The organism is Streptacidiphilus sp. EB103A (assembly GCF_041261405.1).
Classification (GTDB): domain Bacteria; phylum Actinomycetota; class Actinomycetes; order Streptomycetales; family Streptomycetaceae; genus Streptacidiphilus.
The window spans coordinates 151,118-172,408 of the sequence record NZ_JBGCAQ010000005.1 but is presented as its reverse complement, the minus strand read 5'-3'; the positions used below and the strand labels follow the sequence as shown (position 1 = coordinate 172,408).

Here is a 21,291-nt window from a genome sequence, read left to right as displayed (position 1 = left end):
CGGGGTCACCGTGCTCACTTGGTCGAGCCGATCTTCTTGTCCCACAGGTCGAAGGCGGTGACCTGGGCGGTGGCGGGCAGCGAGTTCTTGACCGGGTTGTTGGCGATCCAGCCGTCGAAGTCCGGGTCGCCGAACGTGGCGATGGCCTGCTGGGAACTGGCCGGTGCCTGACTGAGCGTCACCCCTTTGACTGCCGGGGCGGGGTAGAAGTAGCCCTGGTCGTAGGTGACGGCCTGCTGCTCCGGAGTGAGGATGAAGGCCAGCAGCTTCAGCGCCGCGATCAGCTCGTCACTGCTGACGCCCTTCGGGACGACCCCGTACTGGGCGTCGCTGACCCAGGTCATGCTGTCGAACTTGGCGACCTTCATGGACGCCGGGACGGTGCCCAGGGCCCTGGGGTTGATGTACCAGCCGGTGGTGCTGGCGATCAGGGTGCAGGTGCCCTGGGCCAGGCTGGTCATGGTGGCCGAGGTCTTCGAGGGGTAGCTGCCGACGTACTTGTTGAGCTCGGTGAGATAGGCCCAGGTCCTGGCCCAGCCGTTGACCGGGTCGGTCGGGTCGGTGTCGCCGAGCAGGTACGGCAGGCCCATCAGGAAGGTGCGCCCGGGACCGGAGTTGCGCGGCTGGGCGTACTGGAACCTGCCGGGGTTGGCCTTGGCCCAGTCCAGCAGCGCGTTGGTGGTGGTGGGCACCGTGGTCACCTTGGCCGGGTCGTACTCCAGCAGCGGGCCGGACGGGTACCAGACCAGCTCGATGCCCTGGTCCTGGGCGAGCGAGGCCATCGAGGCGGCGGCGGTCTGGTAGTTGGACATCAGGCCCGGGAAGAAGGTGTCGTAGTACGGCTTGAGGTCGTACCACAGGCTCTTCTGGATTCCGGCCGCCAGGCCGTCGGTTCCGGTCAGCACCAGCTGGATCTGGACGTTGCCGCCCTGCTGCTGGGCCTGGACCTTCGGGGCCAGCTCGGGGGCGGTGCCGGTGGTCGTGGTGATCTTCGAGACGTAGTCCGGGAACCGGGCCTTGAAGGAGTCGATGATCGGCTGGGTCAGCTTCAGGTTCCCGGCTACGTCGAGGATGTTCAGGGTCACCGGCTTGGACGGCTTGCTCGCGAGGGTGCTGGGTGCGGGACTCCCGGTGCCGGTGCTGCTGCTGGGCGCACCGCAGGCGGCGAGCACCGGGACGGCGGCTGCGCCGGCGGCGAGGGTGCTGATCACCCGGCGGCGGGACGGGCCTCTGGGGGCGTCGGTGCTGCCGTCGGTGGAGTCGGTGATGGTGCGGACAACGCTGTCTGCGGACATGGCTGTTGGAGCCCTTCGGTCAGTGGTGGTGAACGGGGCTGTGCAGGCCGGGCTGAGTGGGGCTGGGCTGAGTAAGGCTGGGGTGACGCCGGTTCAGCTGGGGTCGGGGGAAGGGTTGTTGCCCTGCCGGGCCAGGAAGTCGAAGTCGCAGCCCTGGTCGGCCTGGGTGATGTGCTCGGAGTACAGCGCTCCGTAGCCGCGTTCGAAGCGGGGCTCGGGCGGCTGCCATGCGGCGCGACGGCGTTCCAGTTCCTCAGCGGTCACCTCCAGTTGCAGCAGCCGGGTCGGGACGTCCAGGGTGACCAGGTCGCCGGTGCGGACCAGGGCGAGCGGTCCGCCCGCGTGCGACTCGGGGGCGACGTGCAGCACGCAGGTGCCGTAGCTGGTGCCGGACATCCGTGCGTCGGAGATCCGGACCAGGTCCTTGACCCCGCGCTCCAGCAGGTAGGCCGGGATCGGCAGCATCCCGTACTCGGGCATACCGGGGCCTCCGAGCGGGCCGGCCCCGCGCAGCACCAGCACGGTGTCCTCGGTGATGCCGAGGGCCGGGTCGTCGATGTCCCGCTGGAGTTCCTGATAGGAGTCGAAGACCACGGCGGGGCCGGTGTGGGTGAGCAGCTCGGGCGCCGCCGCCAGGTGCTTGATGACCGCGCCGCCCGGTGCCAGGTTGCCGTGCAGCACCGCCACCCCGCCCTCGCTGGCCACCGGGTCCTGCGGGGTACGGATGACCTGTGGGTCATGGGTCTCGGCGGTGGCGTAGTAGGAGGAGAAGGGGGCGCCGGTGACGGTGATCCGGTCCGGGTGCAGTGCTCCGGGGACCGTCGAGAGCTGGCGCAGGAGGGCGGGCAGGCCGCCGGCGTAGTGGAAGTCCTCCATCAGGGCCGCGCCGACCGGGCGGACGTCGGCCAGCACCGGCACCCGGCGGCCGATCTCGTCGAAGTCCTCCAGCGAGAGCGGCACACCGAGCCGTCCGGCCATCGCGACCAGGTGGATCAGGGCGTTGGTTGAGCCGCCGAGGGCCAGCACCGTCGCGACGGCGTCCTCGAACGCCTCCCTGGTCATGATCCTGGCCGGGGTCAGCTGCGCGCGCACCAGCTCCACCGCGCGGGCGCCGCTGGCGGAGGCCATCCGGTGGTGGCCCGAGTCGACGGCGGGGATCGAGGAGGAGCCCGGCAGCGCCATGCCCAGCGCCTCGGCGGCCGCCGTCATCGTCGAGGCCGTCCCCATGGTCATGCAGTGCCCCGGCGAGCGGGCCAGACCGCACTCGACCTGCGAGAGCTCGCACTCGCCGATCCGCCCGGCCCGGTACTCGTCCCAGTAGGCCCACAGGTCGGTACCGCTGCCCAACGCCCGGCCCCGGTGGTTGCCGCGCAGCATCGGCCCGGAGGGGACGACCAGGGCCGGGAGTCCGGCGCTGGCGGCGCCCATCAGCAGCGCGGGCACGGTCTTGTCGCAGCCGCCCATCAGCACCGCCCCGTCCACCGGGTAGGAGCGGAGCAGTTCCTCGGTCTCCATGGCGAGGAGGTTGCGGTAGAGCATGGGGGTGGGCTTCTGGAAGGTCTCGGACAGGGTGGCGACCGGGAACTCCAGCGGGAAGCCGCCCGCCTGCCAGACCCCGCGCTTGACCTGCTCGGCGCGCTCGCGCAGATGCATGTGGCAGGGGTTGATGTCGGACCAGGTGTTGAGGATCGCGATGACCGGCTTGCCGAGGTGCTCCTCGGGGAGGTAGCCGAGCTGGCGCATCCGGGAGCGGTGGCTGAAGGCGCGGAGCCTGCCGCCGGTGGGGTCCTCGCTGTCGCCGAACCAGGCGGCGGAGCGGAGGACCGGCGGGGGTGCGGGTGCGGGTGCGGTGAGGTCCGCGGGATCGTTCACAGCCAGCCCTCGATCCGCCACTGGGCTATCAGCTCGGAGATCCGGACCCGCAGGTCCTCGGGCAGGACCCGGGACGGCGGGCGCACCGCGCGGCCGGACAGGCCGAGCTGCTGCAGGGCCTCCTTGACCACGCTGACGTTGTCGGCGGAGGCGTCGGCGGCACGCAGTTCCTCGAAGACCCGGGCCGACTCCCACACCCGCATCGCCTTGGCGAAGTCGCCGCCGCGCAGCGCCTCCAGCAGCGCGGCGGACAGCTGCGGGACGACGTTGACCAGCCCGGAGGTGAAGCCGGTCGCTCCCACCGCCCAGTAGCCGGGGGTGGACAGCTCGGCCAGCCCGGCGATCCAGGCGAAGCGGTGCAGTCCGGCGTCGCGGGCCACCGAGGCGAACCGCACCGGGTCGGGAACGGCGTACTTCACCCCGATCACATTGGGGCTGCGGTCGGCGAGTTCGGCGAGCTGCCGGCCGTCGATCCTGGGGTCGCGGACGTAGAGGACCACCCCCAGCTCGGGCACGGCGTCGGCGATGGCGCGGTGGTACTCGATCCAGCCCTCTGCCGAGCGGTAGGGGTGGACGGGTTGATGGACCATCAGCGAGCCCGCCCCGGCCGACCGGGCGTCCAGTGCGCCGGCGACGGCGCTCGCGATGTCGAGCCCGACCCCGGCCATCACCTCGGCCCTGCCGTCCACGGCCGCGACCGCGGACTCGACGGCGCGGCGGGTCTCGGCCCCGGTGAGGGTGTAGAACTCGCCGGTGTTGCCGTTGGGGGTGACCACCTCGACGCCGTGCTCGACCAGCCGCCGGATCAGCGCGGCGTGGTTGTCCCAGTCCACCGCGCCGTTCTCCTGGAACGGGGTCACCGGGATGGCGACCACCGTGGACAGTCGGGCACGCAGCGCCTCCAGCGGGGTCCGGGCGTCCTGCAGGCGCAACTCGTTCTCCGTCGTCATCAGATCCCGTCCTCGGGGAAGTTCCGGGCGGCGAACGCACCGATATGAGCTCGCATCAGATCCCGTACCTGGTCCGCCTCCCGGGAGCGGGCGGCGGCCAGGATGGTCCGGTGCTCGCGCGCCTCCTGCTCCCAGGAGGGCTGCCGGGCCCAGGCCGCGCTGGACAACAGCGCCGTCTGGTCCCGCAGTTCGTCCAGGGTCCGCACCAGCAGCGGGTTGCCGCAGCCGGCGTACAGCGCCCGGTGGAAGGCGCGGTTGGCGAGCGAGCGCTCGGCCGTGTCCGAGGCCTGGTCGGCGCGGTCCAGGGCGCGCCGCGCGTCCTCCCAGTCGACGGAGCCCGCGGCGGTGCGGGCGGCGGCCACCGGCTCCAGCAGCAGCCGCATGTCGTAGACGCAGCGGGCGTGCGCCTGGTCGACCTCGCGGACGGCCGCGCCCTTGTAGGGGCTCATGACGACCAGCCCGGAGCCGGCCAGGGTCTTCAGCGCCTCCCGGACCGGCGTCTTGGAGACGCCCAACTGCTCGGCGAGGTCCGTCTCGACCAGGGCCTGTCCGGGCTTCAGCTCCCCGGTCAGGATCGAGTGCTTGATGGACTCCAGCACGGCCTCGGTGCGGGAGGGCAGGGCGCCGGGGCGGGCGGCCTGTCCGTTCTTGGCAAGGATTTCGGGCACGTCTGCTGCTCCTGGCTGGTGCACGGTGCGAACTCGCGCCGGCACTGCGGCGCTACTGCGATCCCGCATGAGATCTCATATATGACCTGCCGCAGACGCTAGAGGGCAGGGCGACAGCGGTCAAGAGGTCGCGCAGATCGCAGTCGCCGACCATGCCTCAATTATCGCTCGGATACCGGCCGTTGACGCTGGGGTCGCAGCTCCGCAGTCTCGCGGCTCGTCATATATGAGACGTGATACGCGATTCCGCTCCTCGCTATCCCTGGCCCTGGCCGTGCTGGTACCAGCCGACCAGGGCCGCGGCGACGGCGAACAGCGTCCCGTCCAGCAGCGCGGCGCCGATGGTGCCGTCGCCGAAACGCTCGCCCCGGACGACATGGGTGGCCGCGCGGACCGCGTCGGCCGGGGAGAAGGTCTCCTCCCGGCTCAACTGCGGTGGCGCGAACGCCATCCAGTGGTACGCCGGGCTCACCGCGCCGACGGAGGACAGGGCGGAGTGGATCGAGTCGACCCGCCTGCTGTAGACGGGGTAGCCCAACTGCCAGACGCCGTCGGGCTGCTGCCTGTTCTCCGTCCAGGTGTAGTCGTCGTCCGCCACCTGCCAGTCCTCGACGTGTGCGGTGAGCGTCTCCCAGCCGTCGGTGCGGTCCCGGTCGAGCCCGTCCAGCAGCGCCGCGTCCCCCGGATCGCCCTCGCAGGGGCGCCTCGGGACCGGGGCGGCCGGGTCCCAGCGCAACAGCCGACCCATCCGCGCGTACTTGCGGCGCAGCCGGATCCGGGTCGCCGGGTCCAACGCGGCCAGCCTCCGCGCGTTGCTGTTGTGCTCCATGTCCGCCTGCTTGATCTGCACCGCGCCCGGCTCGGCACGCAGCCGCGCCGCGTAGTCGCGCGGATCCTCCCCCGGGTGCTTGGTCATCGCCAGCACCAGCGCCTTGGTCCGCTCCGACAACGGCGCCCCGGCCAGCCATTCGGCCGACAGCGCGTCGTCCTCGATCGAGTCGTGCAGCCAGGCGGCGGCGATCTGCTCCTGATCGCCGCCCCGCTCCCGAACGCCCGCCGCCACGGCGGCCAGGTGCTCCGCGTAGGGGCGCCCGGCCTTGTCCACCTGCCCGGCATGGGCGCGCCGCGCCGCGGCTTCGACCTCGGCGAGACTCAGATACTCCATCCCGCCAGCCTAGGACGTTGGACGTCAGAGGAAGCGCGAACTCGAAACCGGACCGGTCGAGGGCATCGGCGGCCGTCCCCCCTGCAGCCAGTCAGCGCGTACCGCGGAGACGAACGCGCTGAGCCTCTCGTCGGTGTCGGCCGGTGCACCGTCGTCGTTCGCACCGTCGTCAGCCTCACCATCGCCCGTGCCGGCGTCCGCGTCGAAAGGCGGCTCGGCCCGGACGATCTCTGCGGCCAGTTCCTCCACCGATCGGTCGTCAACGACGGTCTGCTCGACCTGGCCGTCCCCGTTCTGGCGCAGCCGTGCACCCCACGGCGGCACCAGGGACTGGTAGAGCAGGGCGACGCTGTCCGCGGTGAGCGGCGGTGCGTCGGTCCAGCAGCTCGCATGCTCGTGCAGCACCTGTCCGGGGGCGCGCCCAAGCAGGAGGGCCCTGAGCGCCTCGCCGCCCTCAGCGCGCGTCTCCTCGCCGATGACGCCGTCCAGGTTGTAGGCGATCACCACGGTGTCCTGGCGACCGGCGGCGAAGGGCTCGGCGGGCAGGCCGAACACCTCGGCGGCGGCCAGGCCGAGGATGCGGCTGTCGCGATCCGGCAGCAGCGAGATCGAGCGCGGCTGGAGACCGGCGGCGGCCAGGACCGTCCGCAGCCGCCGCAGCCCGCGCAGGCACTCCCCGTACGAGTCCTGGATCCAGGCGTAGCGTCCCCGCATCCCGTCGGCGAAGCCGTACGGGGACAGCGTTCCGAGGACGGTGCCGCCGATGACGAACTGCCAGCCGCGCAGGTCGTCCCGGTCGAGGGCGGTGGCGGGTGCGGCGGCCGCGGCCCTGCGCAGCATCCGCGCCAACCTGTCCCGCGCGGGCAGCCACCGGGCGTCGTCGGGGGCGGTGAGCAGCGCGTACTGACGGTTCGCCAGTTCGAGGTCACCGGCCATCAGGGCGTTGAAGACCAGCAGGTAGCGGTCCGGCCAGTCGACCAGCGCCGCCTCATGTGCCAGCAGGAGGTCGGCGGCCTCACGGTGCCGGGTCTCCGTCTCGTACGCGGCCACCAGCTCCCGGAGCGGCGCGACGGCGTCCGGGCTCTGCCGCAGCACCTCGCGCATGGCCGGGACCGCCAGGTAGGAGAGCCCGCGCTCGATGCAGGCATAGCCGAACTCGAACAGGCTCAGGCCGTCCTCCGGCTCACCGGCCAGCTTCGCCGAGGCCTGCTTCAGATCGTCGAAGCCGGCCGAATCCGCGGCCCGCTCCACGACGAGCGCGACCTCGCCCAAGGGAAGGGTGTCGGCGCTGTGGCGGATCTTCCGGAGCGCCGCGGGAACGTCGCCGGCCTCCAGCGACTCCCAGGCCGCGGCGAGTTCGGGTGACTGCGGACGGAGGTTTTCGCGCGAGGACATGGCCGCGATCCTCCCTGAAGGCCGCCGCCTGGAGCAATCGGTTTGGCCCGGCCCCCAGCGCGCAGCCCGCGGTGCTCGGACCGGTACGTGCCAAACGCCCGGTGGGTGGCTCCTACAGGCCCCGGGCGTCCAGTTCGGTCATCAGGCTGCCCTTGGTGCGGTGGAGGGCTCGGATCTCGGCGACGAGGCGGCCGGCCTCCTCCGGGGTGCCCAGTTGCCGGTAGAGGTCGCCCAGGCGCATGATCCAGCCGACGGCGGCCTGGAAGGACTCGCGGGACTGCTCCTCGATCCGGATGTCGATCTCCTGCCGGTAGACCGGCACGGCATCGCCGGGGTGGGTGGCCACGCGCAGTTGGGCCAGGCGGAGCAGCGCGCGGTGCGGGACGGCGTACTGGCGGGCCGCCGCCCAGGCGGCGTCGAGGTCGCCGTCGGCGACGAGGAACTCGATCAGCGGTGAGGCGGGATTCTCCCAGCTGCGGGTGGTCGGGCGGGCGGCGCGGCGGTGGAGCTCGGAGAGGGCCCATTCGCGCTGCTGGGAGCGGTCGTCGGGGGGCGCCGCGGCGGCCAGGGCGAGGTAGGCGTCGTGGTCGGGGCGGCGCTGGAACTGCTCCCGGAGCCGGGCGACGGCTTCGTCGCTGCGGCCGACGGCTCCGTAGTGCTCGGCCAGGAAGGCCAGCAGCAGCGCGTCCGGCCCGCGGCCGTCCGGGGCCGCCGCGAGGCCCCGTTCGGCCCAGTCGACGGCCTCGGCGACCCGTCCCTCGGCGGCCAGCAGTTCGGCGATGCGCAGATGGCGGCTGGGGTGCCCCAGGTCGGAGGCCAGCACCGCGACCAGCGCGTCGATGTCGCCACGGGTCGTGTGCAGTGCTTCGAGGCGGCGGGCCAGGGCGGGGTCTCCGGCGGCCTCGGTCTGGTCCCAGAAGATGGTGAGGGTGCTGCTGTAGGCGTCGAGGCCGCTGTCGCCGAGGACCTGCGCATAGGCGTCGATGCCGAAGGGGACGTCCTCCTGATCCACCTTCAGGTGGCGCACGGCGAGCCACCTCGCGAGTTCCGCCACGTCGGGGTGGCTCTCCCGGCAGGCGGCCAGGTGCAGCTCCGCGAGGTCCCCGGCGATCGCGCTCAGCTCTCCCGACGAGTCGTCAGCCCGGACCGCCGCCGCACCGAACCGCTCCAACGCCTGCTGCGCGAGCCGCACCACGAGGTCGGCCCCACCGTCCGCCAGGATCCTCCGGAGCACGCCGACCACCGCCCCGATCTGCTCGGCATACAGCCGCGCCCCCGGGTCGTCGAGCGGACCGACCGGTCGCAGTGCCGCGTCGACGGCCGCCTCGCTTGCCGCCGGATCGGTGCCGACAGCCTTACGCAACCCCGCCCGGACCGCCGCCGACCGCAGCCGCTCCCCCAGCTCCTGGTCCACCGCGGCCGCCTCCAGCAGCAGGCCGACCAGCGCCGCGTGGTCCAGCCCGGAAAGATACCCGGGCAGTGGGTCCCGCGGTTCGGATGCGCTGTCGCGGGCCATTCGGGATCCTCGGTGCGTAGGGAGTTACGGGTCAGGCCAAGGCTACCGGGGCTGCGCCCAAGGAGGTCCGCCAGGGAAGTCGGCCTCGACTCTGACCCAGCGCACGAGGGGCGGACCGCCACGGTTCCGGGCTGCCTGCGCGGACTCGGCTGTCTCCGGCTCCGGGCCCGAATCCGCCGCACGTTCCCGCATCGCTGCCAGCATCAGCTGGACCTCGGGATCTCCGGCATCGGCGGCCTCCTGGGCGAGTGTGTCAGCGCCCTCGCCGTCCCCGGCCCACTCCCGCATCTTCGCCACCACCCGAAGGGCGCTGGTGTTCCCCGCGTCGGCGGCCTGCCGGGCGAGCGCGTCCGCGCCCTCGTGGTCCCCGGCCCGTTCCCGGATCCGCGCCAGTTCCGCGAGCGACCAGACGTCCCCGCCGTCAGCCGCCCGCCGGTAGAAGGCTTCGGCGCCCTGCACGTCTCCGGCCTGCTTGCGCAGGCCGGCCAGGTCGCGCAGCGCCTCGACGTTTCCGGCGTCAGCAGCCTGCAGGAACAGCGCCGCACCGCCTTCCACGTCCCCGAAATGGAGCCGGGCCGCCGCCAGGGACCGCAGAGCCCGGACATCCCCGCCGGCAGCGCCCGACCGGACCAATGCGTCGATGCCCTCGACGTCCCCGGCCGCCCACCGCATCTTCGCCAGAAGGCGCAGACCGACGCTGTCCCCAGCCTCCACGCCCTGCCGTGCCAGGGCCTCCGCACCCTCGCGATCCCCCGCCTGCTCCCGCATCCCCACCAGCTCCGCCAACGCGGTGTCCAGGTGGCGTGCTGCAACGCTGTAGGGCTCGCCGGTCGCGGCCATCCTCGCCCGGATCGCGCGCTTACGTGCCTTGTCGTCGGTCATCGCGGTGCCCTTCCGGCGGGCGTCCCACGCACCCCGCCGTCCACGGATGACAGACAGTCCAAGGCGGTGCAGGCGAGTCGGCGACCCTTGTCCTCATCGCGACGGCGGCGTGGGCGACCGTCACTCGGAACCGGCAGGCACAGGCTGCCTCCCCCCAAAGTACTGCGCGCCATCCACAGCACAACAGGGGTGGACTCGCCCACTTATGGCCGCATCGCGGTGTCCTCCGGTACCGGGAAGGTGGAATCCGAGAGTGAACCTCATCCAGGCCCCACCATCCCGTCACCGCCCGCACCCGCGCCTCAACGCCGTCGTCGGCGCCGTGCTCGCGCTGCTGCTCTGGATCGCGGCGGCCGGTGCGGCGTCCGCCTGCGACGGGGTGGCCCCGAGCGTCGGCGAACGCGTCACAGGGCAGCGCGTCGTCGCGGCCGCGCTGCACGAGCTGGGGACTCCGTATGCGTGGGGCGGGGGCGGTCCGGAGGGGCCGTCGCTCGGCTTCTGCGACGGGACCAACGGCTACCTGCAGGGCGTGTGCATGGCCGACCACACGGTCGGCTTCGACTGCAGCGGGTTGGCGCTGTTCGCCTGGTACCAGGGCACGGACGGCGGCGTGCTGCTGCCGCACTACAGCGTGGACCAGCTCGCCACCAGCCGTTCGGTGCCGCTGGACCGGCTGATCCCCGGCGACCTGCTGTTCTTCGCCCACCTCGGCGGCCCGGTCCACCACGTGGGCGTGTACCTCGGCGGCGGGGCGATGGTCCATGCCGAACACACCGGCACCGTGGTCACCGTCCTGCCCGACGTCGCCCACGACCCGGTCTGGGGTCCCCAGCTGATCGCCGCCGCACGCCCCGGCCGGCCATGATGATCGACTTTTCTCTCTGGAGCCGCAACAGCCAAGTCAATTGACGTTTACGCTTGTGCTATGAACAGCAATCGCGAGTGGCTGGCCGAGCACGGGGGCCAGGCCCCGCCGTCCCTGGACCTGCGTCCGGACGTCCCGCACCCGGCCCGGATCTACGACTACTGGCTGGACGGCAAGGACAACTTCCCGCCCGACCGGGCCGCCGCGGAGCACGCCATCTCGGCCTCGCCCGACATCCCGGCAGCCGCGCGCGAGAACCGCGCGTTCCTGCACCGCGCGGTACGGCTGGCCGCGGAGGCGGGCATCCGGCAGTTCATCGACATCGGCTCGGGCCTGCCCACCCAGGGAAACGTGCACGATGCCGTCCACGCGATCGACCCCACCGCGCGCGTCGTCTACATCGACAACGACCCCATCGTCCTTGCCCACGGGCGCGCGCTGCTCGCGGACAACAGCACCACCACCGTGCTGACCGGCGATCTCCGCGACCTCGACGAGTTGCTGGACCGTCCCGAACTTCGCGCGCTGATCGACCTGTCCCAGCCCGTCGCGCTGCTGCTGCTCGCCGTCCTGCACTTCGTGAACGACGAGCAGGCCAGGGCCGCCGTGCAGGCTGTTCACAGCAGGCTCGCACCGGGCAGCTACCTGCTGCTCTCCCACAGCACCGGCGAGGGCAACCCGGAGCGGGCCGCCGAGGTGGCGAAGACCTGGAAGTCCACCGACACCGGCATCAACTTCCGCGGGCACGCGGCGGTCGAGGAGTTCTTCGAGGGCTGGGAACTGCTGGAACCCGGCGTGACCTTCGTCCCGCTCTGGCGCCCCGACGGCTCGACCGCGAACACGACGCGCTGGATGTACGCAGGAGTGGGCCGCAAGGGCTGACCCGTCGCCATGCTCGCTTAGGTAGGTGGCTCCCATGGATGTGATCAGGGGACGGGCGGTCGTGCTGCGCCCTGCGGAGGCGTCGGACCATCGGCGCTTCCGCGAGATCCTGGCCACGCCGGAGGTCGCCCGCTGGTGGGGCGACCCGGACGAGGAGGCCGCCGAGGCCTGCGCGCCCGGGGAGGACATCCACAGCTACGCCATCGAGTACCGGGGTGTCGTCGTCGGCATCATCCAGTCCTGCGAGGAGCCAACACCCGCCTACCGCAGCGCCGGTATCGACATCGCCGTCCACCCGCACTGGCACCGCCGCGGCATCGGCGCCGACGCCATCCACGCCCTGGCCCGCCACCTCCTGGACACGGACGGCCACCACCGCCTCACCATCGATCCCGACACGGACAATGAGGCCGCGATCCGCCTCTACCGAAGCCTGGGTTTCCGCCCGGTCGGCGTCATGCGCCACTACGAGCGCCGCCAGGACGGCACCTTCCACGACGGCCTGCTGATGGACCTCCTCCCGGAAGAACTGCGCGCGCCCCCGGCAGGACCGAACGCCCCTACCCCACCCGCGTAGGGAGACCGGACGCGTTCGAAGCTCGACTCCCAGCCCCGCCTGACGGTCTGATACCTGCCGTCGTGGCCCGGGACGGCGACGGGCATCCGGCTACGATGCCGGTCATGGGTCGTCAGAAGCAGAACAAGCCACGCCGCGAGCGGTCGATCGGGCCGGGGAACGCCATCGCCGGCATGCTCGACCTTCCGTCTGTCATCTCGCACGGGGAGACGGATGTCGTGCTGGACGTGGCGGCGGTGGGCCTGGCCGGGGACGATCTCGCCGACGACAGGCCCGCGTACATCCGCCTCAGCGGGGGCTCGGTGAAGTTGCTGCCCGAAGGGCTCCGGCCGTGGGCACGCGACATCGTCGCCCGCGATCTCGTCCTGCGCGCCGCCGGTGAGGCGTCCCTGTTCCCCTGCAGGATCGGGTTCGGTGTCACCGACGGCGCGGCCTACGCCGCGTTGCTCTGAGACGTTCCCCGGCCGGGCGCGTTCAGCTCGGCTCGGCCCCGAGCTTGCGGTCGAACCAGTCGCGGCTACGCCGCAGCAGGTCGAGCTGGTGGTTGCGCTCCCGGATCAAGTGGCCCTCGCGCGGGTAGGAGACGAACTCGTGGTCGACTCCGTAGTGGCGCAGCGCACGGTGGAAGTAGAGCGCCTGACCGAAGGGCACATTGGTGTCCTCCTCGCCGTGCACGATCAGCACCGGCGTGCGGATTCGCGAGGCGAACGAGACCGGGCTGAGCTGGTCGTGGCGGTGCGGACCGGATCCCTCCCAGCCGATGCTGCCGCCGAGAGCGGTGTCCTGGAACCCCACGTCACTGACTGCGGCCTGCATGCCCCAGTCGCTGATCCCCGCACCCATCAGAGCCGCCTTGAACCTGTCCGTCTGCCCCACCGCCCACGCGGCCATGAAGCCGCCATGGCTCCAGCCGGCGATGCCGAGCCGGTCCGGATCCGCGACCCCTTTGGCGACGAGCAGGTCGATCCCGGTGACGATGTCGGCCCACTCGTCCGTACCGACCGCGCCCACGACTGTCGCGGCGAAGTCCTGGCCGCGGCCCTCGCTGCCACGCGGATTGGGCATGAACACCGCGTAGCCGCCCGTCGCCAGCCACTGGCCGCTGAGCACCGGGTTGAGCAGGAACTCGTCGGCGAAACGGTCGTAGGGGCCGCCGTGCACCAGGGTGACCAGCGGGAAGGGACCGTCCTCCCGGCTGCGGCCGGCCGGCAGGAGGAGCAGTCCGTCGAGTTCCAGCCCGTCGGCGGCCTTGTAGGACAGTCGTTCCTGCGTGCCCCAGGTGATCCGGCGCAGCTCCGGCCCGGTGTCGCTGAGCCGGAGCAACCGGCCGCCGGGAGGCCCGGCGTGGACATCGCGGGGTGCGTAAGCCGTACTCGCCATGGCCGCGACCATCGCCCCCGAGCGACTGGCCGTCAGCGAGTCGACTCGGCCCCGGGTGCTGGACAGTTGCCGGAACCGTAGTTCGGCGGGGTCGAGTCGGTAAAGCGCGGTGTCGAAACCGTCGGCGAACAGCGCGAGTGGCGGGCCGTCCGCGACCTGGACCAGGACGGTCGGACAGATGCCCATCCCGGACGTCAGGCTTTTGTGCGGGCCGGGCGCTGCGTCGGCACCGGGCACGGTGACGTCCAGCACCGCATGGCCCCCCACCAGCGCGGGCGGGGTGATCGCCAGATAGGCCACATGCCAGTCACCGTCCGCGCTCCACCAGGCCGGGGAGCAGGCCTCCACCCCGACCGAGCCGAGGTCGTCGACTGCTCTTGTCACTGGGTCGACCAGGTGCAGTTCGGCGGTGTACTGGCCGGGATCCTCATCCGGGGAGCCCCAGGTGATGACCGCGAGCGGTCCGCCGTCCGGTCGCTGCACCACTGCCACGACATGACGATGGGCCAGCGCCTCGACCAGGCGCAGTTCACCGGTGTCGAGGTCCAGCAGCCGCAACCGGCTGAGCGGTTCCCGCTCCCCCCACACCCTGGCGTCGTCGCCCTCGGCCTCTCTGCGCTCGTCCTCCTCGGTCGGCTCGTCCTCGGCGGCCACCGCGATGCTCCGGCCGTCGGCGAGGGGCCAGTGGTCGGATATCGCGCCTTGCCAGGCGGTCAGCGGCTCGCCGGCAGCGGTGCTCTCACCGCCGTCCGGGCCGCCGTCCAGGCCGATCCGGTGCAGCTGACCCTTCAGCCTGTAGGTGATCGACGCCGAGTCGGGCGCCCAGCGCAGCAGGTTGATCGGCGCCGGAACGGCGGTGAGCTGTACCGCCGGTGAGCCTCCGTCAGCGGCGACCACCATGAACGAGCAGAGCGGCGGCTCTCCTTCCCTGGGCGTCTTGACCGTGTAGGCGACCAGCCGACCGTCCGGAGAGATCGCGGGCCCCAGCGGCAGTGCCGCGTCGACGACCTGCTCTGCGGTCAACTCGGTTATGCCATCCGTCATTGGGAACACCTCTCGTCGCCGCTCAGTGGGATCGGGACGGGCGGAACGGCGTCCCGGAAGATCGTCACCCGGTAGGGATATCACGCCGGAGGGGCCGTGTGGGCCGTCTGCCGCAGCTTCACTGACACTCCACACCGGACAAACCGCCACCAACGGATCTGCGGCGGAGCCGAATTGCTCCGTGTCGGAACCGTCGGCCGACAAGGATCGCGGGCACGCGGGAGAGGAACTCCTCTTCACATTCGGGGCCGATTCACGGCAGGCAAGGAACGGATCCCGGCATACGATGTCCTGTGCCGGATCCGAGGATGTGCTGAATGCCGAAAACTGTTCGCTGCCAGTAACCGATGGCGGCCTCCGGAAATCCACTCCACCCCGCTGGATCATGAGGCAGGAAGTAAATCCCCGGGTCCGCGACGCAATTCCAGGTGATGGCCGCAGTGCCGCCTCGCAGTATCCGCCGTCTGCCGCGAGCATGTCAACCGAGTTCGCGGAATTCGATCGTCCGTCTTCAGCCTCCGAACCGGCGCTCGCCAGCTGCCCCGCCGGCCGACCGTTCACCAGGGAGGACGTGGCCGGCTTGGTGGGTGACGGAGTGACAGGAAGGGCGGGGGCGGCGCCGGCCCCTGCTCGTCACTCCACGTTCATCGGCGACAGCGGACTCGGTGGTTCGAGGGAAACGTACCTGACTGTCCGGTAAGTTCGTGAATCCCTCCCGGAAAGGACGAACATTCCATCCCGACCTGCGGAGCAGCCCGCGTCAAGCGTTGACAATTCACCCTATCGAATGAATTACTGACCGGTACTGGACAAGGCGCAATCGTATGGCGATGCTGACCAGCACCCTACGTGGGAGGACTTACGTGACCACTGGAATGGCACCCCAGAGTGCGCCGCGACCGACGGGTCCCGTCGGTCCGAACGACCAACAGATATCCCGGCGGGAGGCTGGGACTTCGCATCTGTTGCGGGACGAGGACGGGACGCTGGCGGTCGTCTCCGTCCTCGACACCGAGCTCGTCTCGGACTCTGGGTTCCAGTCCGCGTATCCGGCCGAGGCGGCGGCACTCGCGGGGCTGGAGGAGCGGCGGGTCGCGCCACCGGAGCGCTATGTCGTCGATGCGATGGGCCGCGTCATCTCGGTCGTCCGCCGGTTCTTCGACAGCACTCCGCTGTCCACGCTGCTGGCGCAGCGGCCCCGGGGGCTGGACCCGCAGACCGCTGCCGCGGTCCTCAACGACGTCCTCACCGCACTGTGCGCACTGCACCAGCAGGGGGTGCCGCACCGCAGGGTACGGGCGGACCAGGTGCTGGTCGGTACGGACGGGGTGTGCGTACTGGTCAACGTCGGGCTTTCGCCCCGTCTCCGGGCCGGCTCCAGCGGTCTGACCTCAATCATGCAGAACAGTGCGGCAGATGAGGCAACCAGTGCCAGGGAACGCGAGGCTGCGATGGCCGGGGATCTCTCCGCCGCAGCCGACCTGTTCGCGGCCTGCCTCGCCCCCGGCCTGCTGCTCGGCGCGCTGCTTCCGCCGCGCAAAGGGGCGCAGCGACCGGACGGCGCTCCGGACAGCGTGCCGGACCGGTTGATCGCCGTGCTGGCCCGGGCGAAGTACCCCGATCCGCACGAGCACTGTACGGCCGCCGAGTTGCTCGCGGCTTTCACCACGGCGACCAAGGCCTTCGACAGCGGGTGGGACGAACGCTGCCGGGAGCGGTTGGCGGCCCTGGTCCAGGACAACCGGGAGGCGCCTGCCGCTTCGACGGAAGTGCTTCGGGTCCGTCGCAGTCGGCGGCTGCCCCTCGACCACCACCGACGTTCGAGACGGCTGCTGGCCGACCAGCCCCCCGAACGTCCGGCCAGCCGACACACGTTGACGCACTCGGCCGACGCCCTGCGGCAGGTGCACCTGCGGGCACGGGCCGCCGCGCTGCGGACGACGCACCGCAGTGAACAGCGGGGCCCGAAGCACCCGGGCGCTGCGGACCGGACCTGGATCCGCGCAGTTGTCCTCTATGCGGCAATGCTGGCCGTGGTGATCGCCGGGATGATCGGGATCGCGCTGTCCGGCGAGGGCTCCGCGCCGACCCGGAAGGCGTCGCCCCCGGCCGACCGGCCGCCAGCCGCTCCCAGCCTCCAGCCGCCCGGGTCGGTGATCGGCACGGCCACGGCGCTCGGGTCGGCGCCCGCAGTCGCCACCACGACTGCCACGGCGAAACCCACGGCGTCCGCCTCGCCCGTTGCGGCCCCTCCACCCGTGTCGGTGACGACGAGCCCGGCCTCGGCCACCTCGTCCGCCCCGTCCGCCCCGCCGCAGCAAGGCTTCCTCTTCGCCCAGGGCTCGATCGACCCGCACAGCAACCCCTACTGGGCGCAGAGCAACTTCGTCCTCAAGAACGACCTGGCCATCACGGCCCTGGACGTTCGGCTCCGGGTCGTCCTCACCCCGGGAGTGGCCAACACCGGCGCCTGGGCCACGGTCCCCGCCGCGGACCTGGTCACCACCGTCACCCGCTCCGACAACGCGCTCCTGTATGAATTCGTCCTCAAGCCGGGCGTCGTCATGGCTCCGGGCAGCTACGAGTTCGCCGCGCAGTACAACCACGCCCAGGGCTACCGGGATTCGGGCAATGACAGCTTCGATGCCACGGCGACCGCGGTGGGCAACCAGGTCGAGCTGACCGGGAGCTTCGACGGGACCGAGCACGGCACCTTCGTCTTCCGCGGCGGCAACTCGACGGTCGGCGACGGCGGCGGGCGCGCCTCCCAGCCGCCTCCGGCAGGCGGCTCGCACACCGGAGGCCGCAGAGCAGTCGCCGTCGCGCTGGTCACCAGTTCGGTCCCGACCGGCCGGGTCGTCCCGACAGGCCGGATCACCTCCGCCGACCTGCTGGTCAGTCGTGTTCTGCGGTCTGCTGCGGCTGCGGCTGCGGCTTCATTGACACTCCATCAGTCCGGGATGGCACTTCTGCCCAGCCAACTGCACCTATGTTCACTGGGCGAACAATTTTGAGCCGTCAGGTTCCCATTGGCCGGCGGTGGCGGAGCTCGGCTGCGGCGCGGCCGGGTCGCTGACGCCGGCCAACACCCCGTTCGACGGCGAACAGACCTGAGCGTGAGCAACCCTGATGGTTCGTCAGGTCAGCTGCGCTGCGCCGCAGACTTTCCCATGAGTTCAAGGACCTCATCGTGCACCCGGCCGTTGGTGAGCAGGGCAGCGTCTGCGGAGATGCTGCGGCCCCCCTCCAGGTCGCTGAACCGGCCTCCGGCCTCCTCCACGATCGGAACCACGGCGGCGATGTCCCAAGGGCCGGCCTTCAGATGCAGGAAGGCATCCACGACTCCGGCCGCGACCAGCAACGCGCCGTGGCAGATCCCTTCCCACTCCGACAGCGGTCCCCCCTCGGCACACGCTGCGATCACCCTGTCGCCCGCGGCCCGGCGCTGAGTGGAGAGCCGGTCGGCGCGGGGCCAGGTAACCACCGTGGCCTTGTCGAGCGTCGCGGTAGAGCTAACAGCAAGCGCCTCGTCGACACCACCACGCCCGTCGAGGAAGGCGCTGGTCCAAGCCCCCGACCCCCGAGTCGCCCACCAGCGGCGCTGGACGGCCGGCGCGGACACCAGGCCCGTGACCACCTCGCCGCCCTCGTCCACCGCGATCAGCGTGCTCCACCGGCGATCCCCCGCCGCGAAGTAGCCCGTCCCGTCGATCGGATCGACCACCCAGCGCCGCGCGGACGCTCCCACCGCACCGCACTCCTCGCCCAGGAAGGCGTCGTCCGGACGGGCCTCACCGAGCCGACCCCGAATGGCCTCCTCGACCTCGTGATCGGCCGCCGTGACAGGACTGCCGTCGGCCTTGGTCAGCGTCGGCACGAAACCACCCGAGAAGTACCGAAGAGAGATCCCGTCCGCGGCGTCTGCCAGCTGGTGAGCAAGCTGCAAGTCGTTGATCAAGGTCATGTGTACGGAAGTGTACGGAGATCCACACCGCGAGGCCAGCGCCGCCCTGCAGCCGAGAGCGGGCTCAGCTTTCGTTCGGCTCAGCCCGACGCCCAGCGAGACCGCGAGCGAGCCGTGACGGCGCCGACGCGGGCTCGGGGCCCATCCGGCGGCCGAGCCCCCGTCCCGACCCCGTCTCCGACGTGCGCGTTCGCTCCCGCTGGCCGCCCGTCGCCTCCGTGGGGCACGCCGGTCAGTCCCGGGCTGGGGTGGCTCGGCTCCGCCTCGCGGCAACCACGAGGAGCGGGGAGGGCGGCGGGGAGGGCGGCGGGGAGGGCGGCGGGGAGGGCGTTGCCGGGCGGGGCGCCGGTGCCGGTGCCGGGCGTGAAGAAACGTTCCTTCCGTGTGTCTTTCGCTGAACCGGGGTCACTTTTGGTACGCCGGGGCACTTTTGGTACGCGAACTTCGGGATGAATCGGGCATAACGGCATGATCAAGTGACACCTTGTCCCGAAAGTGACCCCGGTTTGACCGACTGGCCTGGTTTTGGGGTCACTCGACCTACTTTGGGGTCACTCATCCGACGAAATGTGACCGGTATGTCCGATATGACGCCAAGGCAGTGACCCCAAAGTAGGTCGAGTGACCCCAAAACGGTGAACTCGGCCCGCCCCGCGCCCCCGCCGCACGCTTCGCGCCGGACCCGGGCCGCCCCTGGCCCTTGTTGCGCGGCGGAGCCGCTTCTGTCCGGGCGCGAGCCCGGGAGACGGCGCTCAACTCGCCCCACCCACGCTGCCGTTGCAAGCGTGCCCGGCTGAGCACCGCCGGCGCGGGCCCGCGCCGGCGGCTGCGGCGGTGTCAGCCGTTGTACTTGTGGAGCCACAGGCCCACGGTGGCGCCGTTGGTGAAGACCGCGCAGATGTGATTGTCGTAGCGGGACGGGTCGTAGCCGTGCTCCCATGCCCGCTGACCGCACCGAACCTCCCGGAGCCGCCGACGAAGACGCCGTCTCCGTCGAGACCGACCAACAGCTGCACGCCATCGGCAATCTGACCCGCCACCGGGTGCTACGGGTTCTGCGCGACGAACCCGCGACGGTCACCCAGATCGCCGCGCGCCTCGGCATTGCCAAGGGCAGCTCGAACTACCACGTCAAGGTGCTCGCCAAGGCCGGGCTGATCCGGGTGGTGGACACCCGTAAGGTGCGCGGCGTCACCGAGCTCTACTACGGGATGGCGGGCAAGGTGATCAGGCTCCCCGAAAGCGGATCCGGGCAGCCCGACATCCTCATGCGGCACGCCCTCGCCGACGCGGAGGCCGCCCCGGACGGCGCGGACAAGGACATGCGGCTCAGGCATCTGCGACTGAGCCCGGAGAACTTCGACCTGGCCGTGGAGAAGTTGACCGCGCTCCACGCCGAGATCGCCGCCCTGCACGACCCGCTGCAGCCCGCCGCCGACTTCTTCTCGGCGCTCTACCGGCCGCAGGACACCAAACCCCAGGACGGCGCTTCGCAGTCCGCACCCATCCCGGAGAACGGAACACCCGAATCATGACCGGGAAGCGCACCGACCGGGCCAGGCTGCCTGGCTCATTCCACCGAATATGGGCCGCCTCGGCCGTCTCCTCGCTCGGCGACGGCGTCTACTACTCGGCGCTGCCCCTGCTCGCCCTCACGCTGACCCACGACTCGACCGTCTTCGGCATGATGGAGGCCGTCACCCTCCTGCCCTGGCTGCTCTTCGGCCTGATCGGCGGCGCGCTCGTCGACCGCTGGGACCGCCGCCGCACGATGGTGGTCGCGGACCTGTGCCGCTGCGCACTCCTGGTCGCCGTCACGACCGCCGTCGCCGACGGCCTGCTGAACATCGCCGTGCTGATTGTGATCGGCTTCCTGCTCGGGATCGGCGGCGTCCTGTTCGACACCGCGTCGATGGCCTACCTCCCGGAACTGCTGGACCGCGACCAGCAAGCCCTGCAGCGCGCCAACTCGCGCCTGCAGGGCGCCGAGCGGGCCATGGACGGCTTCGTCGGCCCGCCGACCGGCAGCCTTCTGTTCTCGCTCAGCCGCACCCTGCCGTTCGTGGCCGACGCCGTGTCGTTCCTTTTCAGCTCCCTGGTCATCCGCACACTTCCCGTGCCCCCGAAGAAGGCCGCCGCCAAGTCGAAGGCCCCGATTCTGCGGGAGGCCCGGATCGGGATCTCTTACCTGCTGCACCACAGGCTGCTGCTCGGGCTGTCGCTGCGTCCGGCGGTCGGCAACTTCGCCTTCTGCGGCACCGGTGCGGTGCTTGCGCTCTACGCGCACGACACGCTGCACCTGGGGGCGGCCGGCTACGGCGCGTTCCTCACCACCGAGGCGATCGGCGGCCTGGGCGGAACCTTCGTCGCCGGGTGGCTCGGCGCGCGTCTGGGCACCGGCGGCGCGCTGACCCTGACCGCGATCGTCGAGGCCGTGGCGCTGCTCGGTGTCGGCGTGTCGGCGAACGCGTACGTCGCCGGGGCTGGTTTGGCCGTGCTCGGGGCGGCGATGGCCGCGACGATGACGCTGGGGCCCTCGGTCCGGCAGGCGATCGTGCCGGACGAGCTGATGGGACGGGTCGGAGCGGCGGCGCGGTTGACGGCGATGAGCGCCGGGCCGGTCGGCGCGCTGTTCGGCGGCTGGCTGGCACACGTCGCCGGACTGCGCGCGCCGTTCCTGGCCGGAGCCGGGGTCCTTGTGCTGATGGCGGGCCTCGCGGCCCGGCTGACCAGCAACAGACGGATCGACGCCGCGTTGGCCGAGGCGGCACGGGTGCGGGAGGGGACGGGTGCGGGTTCTGGCCTGGCTGGGGTCGCGACTGAGGCCTCCGTCTGA

Annotated in this window: 16 protein-coding genes and 2 pseudogenes; 7 read left to right on the top strand and 11 right to left on the bottom strand. The window is 71.5% G+C overall.

Going from position 1 to position 21,291, the window contains the following annotated elements; translation table 11 throughout:
• Window positions 1-14 precede the first annotated feature (14 nt).
• From ABH941_RS09910 to ABH941_RS09870, 9 genes and pseudogenes are all read right to left on the bottom strand, one after another.
• A complete protein-coding gene (locus tag ABH941_RS09910) occupies window positions 15-1,295 on the bottom strand; it encodes an extracellular solute-binding protein (protein ID WP_370128302.1) in 1,281 nt (426 codons plus the stop codon).
• Window positions 1,296-1,388: 93 nt separating this feature from the next.
• Window positions 1,389-3,167, bottom strand: coding sequence for an L-arabinonate dehydratase (gene araD, locus ABH941_RS09905; protein ID WP_370128300.1), 1,779 nt, complete (start codon window positions 3,165-3,167; stop codon window positions 1,389-1,391).
• On the bottom strand, window positions 3,164-4,117 hold the full coding sequence (locus ABH941_RS09900; protein ID WP_370128298.1) for a dihydrodipicolinate synthase family protein: 954 nt from the start codon (window positions 4,115-4,117) through the stop codon (window positions 3,164-3,166). The genes araD and ABH941_RS09900 overlap by 4 nt, the downstream gene beginning before the upstream one ends.
• On the bottom strand, window positions 4,117-4,785 hold the full coding sequence (locus ABH941_RS09895; protein WP_370128296.1) for a GntR family transcriptional regulator: 669 nt from the start codon (window positions 4,783-4,785) through the stop codon (window positions 4,117-4,119). The genes ABH941_RS09900 and ABH941_RS09895 overlap by 1 nt, the downstream gene beginning before the upstream one ends.
• A gap of 256 nt (window positions 4,786-5,041) precedes the next feature.
• Window positions 5,042-5,410, bottom strand: a pseudogene (locus ABH941_RS09890) (DUF6508 domain-containing protein); the annotation flags it as partial.
• A 108-nt stretch (window positions 5,411-5,518) separates the two neighbouring features.
• Window positions 5,519-5,950: pseudogene (locus tag ABH941_RS09885) on the bottom strand (HD domain-containing protein); the annotation flags it as partial.
• 24 nt (window positions 5,951-5,974) lie between these two features.
• Window positions 5,975-7,345: a hypothetical protein gene (locus ABH941_RS09880; protein WP_370128294.1), complete on the bottom strand. Its 1,371-nt coding sequence runs from the start codon at window positions 7,343-7,345 to the stop codon at window positions 5,975-5,977.
• A 112-nt stretch (window positions 7,346-7,457) separates the two neighbouring features.
• Window positions 7,458-8,861: a hypothetical protein gene (locus ABH941_RS09875; RefSeq protein WP_370128292.1), complete on the bottom strand. Its 1,404-nt coding sequence runs from the start codon at window positions 8,859-8,861 to the stop codon at window positions 7,458-7,460.
• 42 nt (window positions 8,862-8,903) lie between these two features.
• A complete protein-coding gene (locus ABH941_RS09870) occupies window positions 8,904-9,743 on the bottom strand; it encodes a hypothetical protein (protein ID WP_370128290.1) in 840 nt (279 codons plus the stop codon).
• Between the two features lie 253 nt (window positions 9,744-9,996).
• On the opposite strand from ABH941_RS09870, the gene ABH941_RS09865 reads away from it, so the two are divergent.
• From ABH941_RS09865 to ABH941_RS09850, 4 genes are all read left to right on the top strand, one after another.
• Window positions 9,997-10,608 carry a C40 family peptidase gene (locus ABH941_RS09865; protein ID WP_370128288.1) on the top strand — a complete coding sequence of 204 codons (612 nt, stop codon included), beginning with the start codon at window positions 9,997-9,999 and terminating at the stop codon, window positions 10,606-10,608.
• Between the two features lie 60 nt (window positions 10,609-10,668).
• Window positions 10,669-11,490, top strand: coding sequence for an SAM-dependent methyltransferase (locus tag ABH941_RS09860; protein ID WP_370128287.1), 822 nt, complete (start codon window positions 10,669-10,671; stop codon window positions 11,488-11,490).
• Window positions 11,491-11,524: 34 nt separating this feature from the next.
• Window positions 11,525-12,067 carry a GNAT family N-acetyltransferase gene (locus ABH941_RS09855; protein WP_370128286.1) on the top strand — a complete coding sequence of 181 codons (543 nt, stop codon included), beginning with the start codon at window positions 11,525-11,527 and terminating at the stop codon, window positions 12,065-12,067.
• A 104-nt stretch (window positions 12,068-12,171) separates the two neighbouring features.
• Complete coding sequence (locus tag ABH941_RS09850; protein WP_370128285.1) at window positions 12,172-12,519, top strand: hypothetical protein; 348 nt, start codon at window positions 12,172-12,174, stop codon at window positions 12,517-12,519.
• A gap of 22 nt (window positions 12,520-12,541) precedes the next feature.
• Here ABH941_RS09850 and ABH941_RS09845 read toward each other — a convergent pair whose 3' ends face one another.
• Window positions 12,542-14,491: a prolyl oligopeptidase family serine peptidase gene (locus ABH941_RS09845; protein WP_370128284.1), complete on the bottom strand. Its 1,950-nt coding sequence runs from the start codon at window positions 14,489-14,491 to the stop codon at window positions 12,542-12,544.
• A 965-nt stretch (window positions 14,492-15,456) separates the two neighbouring features.
• On the opposite strand from ABH941_RS09845, the gene ABH941_RS09840 reads away from it, so the two are divergent.
• Complete coding sequence (locus tag ABH941_RS09840) at window positions 15,457-17,505, top strand: hypothetical protein (protein WP_370128283.1); 2,049 nt, start codon at window positions 15,457-15,459, stop codon at window positions 17,503-17,505.
• A 128-nt stretch (window positions 17,506-17,633) separates the two neighbouring features.
• Here ABH941_RS09840 and ABH941_RS09835 read toward each other — a convergent pair whose 3' ends face one another.
• On the bottom strand, window positions 17,634-18,455 hold the full coding sequence (locus ABH941_RS09835; protein WP_370128282.1) for an inositol monophosphatase: 822 nt from the start codon (window positions 18,453-18,455) through the stop codon (window positions 17,634-17,636).
• A 938-nt stretch (window positions 18,456-19,393) separates the two neighbouring features.
• Here ABH941_RS09835 and ABH941_RS09830 point away from each other — a divergent pair.
• Both ABH941_RS09830 and ABH941_RS09825 read left to right on the top strand, forming a co-directional pair.
• On the top strand, window positions 19,394-19,990 hold the full coding sequence (locus tag ABH941_RS09830; RefSeq protein ID WP_370128281.1) for an ArsR/SmtB family transcription factor: 597 nt from the start codon (window positions 19,394-19,396) through the stop codon (window positions 19,988-19,990).
• Entirely contained in the window at window positions 19,987-21,291 is a 1,305-nt protein-coding gene (locus ABH941_RS09825) for an MFS transporter (protein WP_370128279.1), read from the top strand. The genes ABH941_RS09830 and ABH941_RS09825 overlap by 4 nt, the downstream gene beginning before the upstream one ends.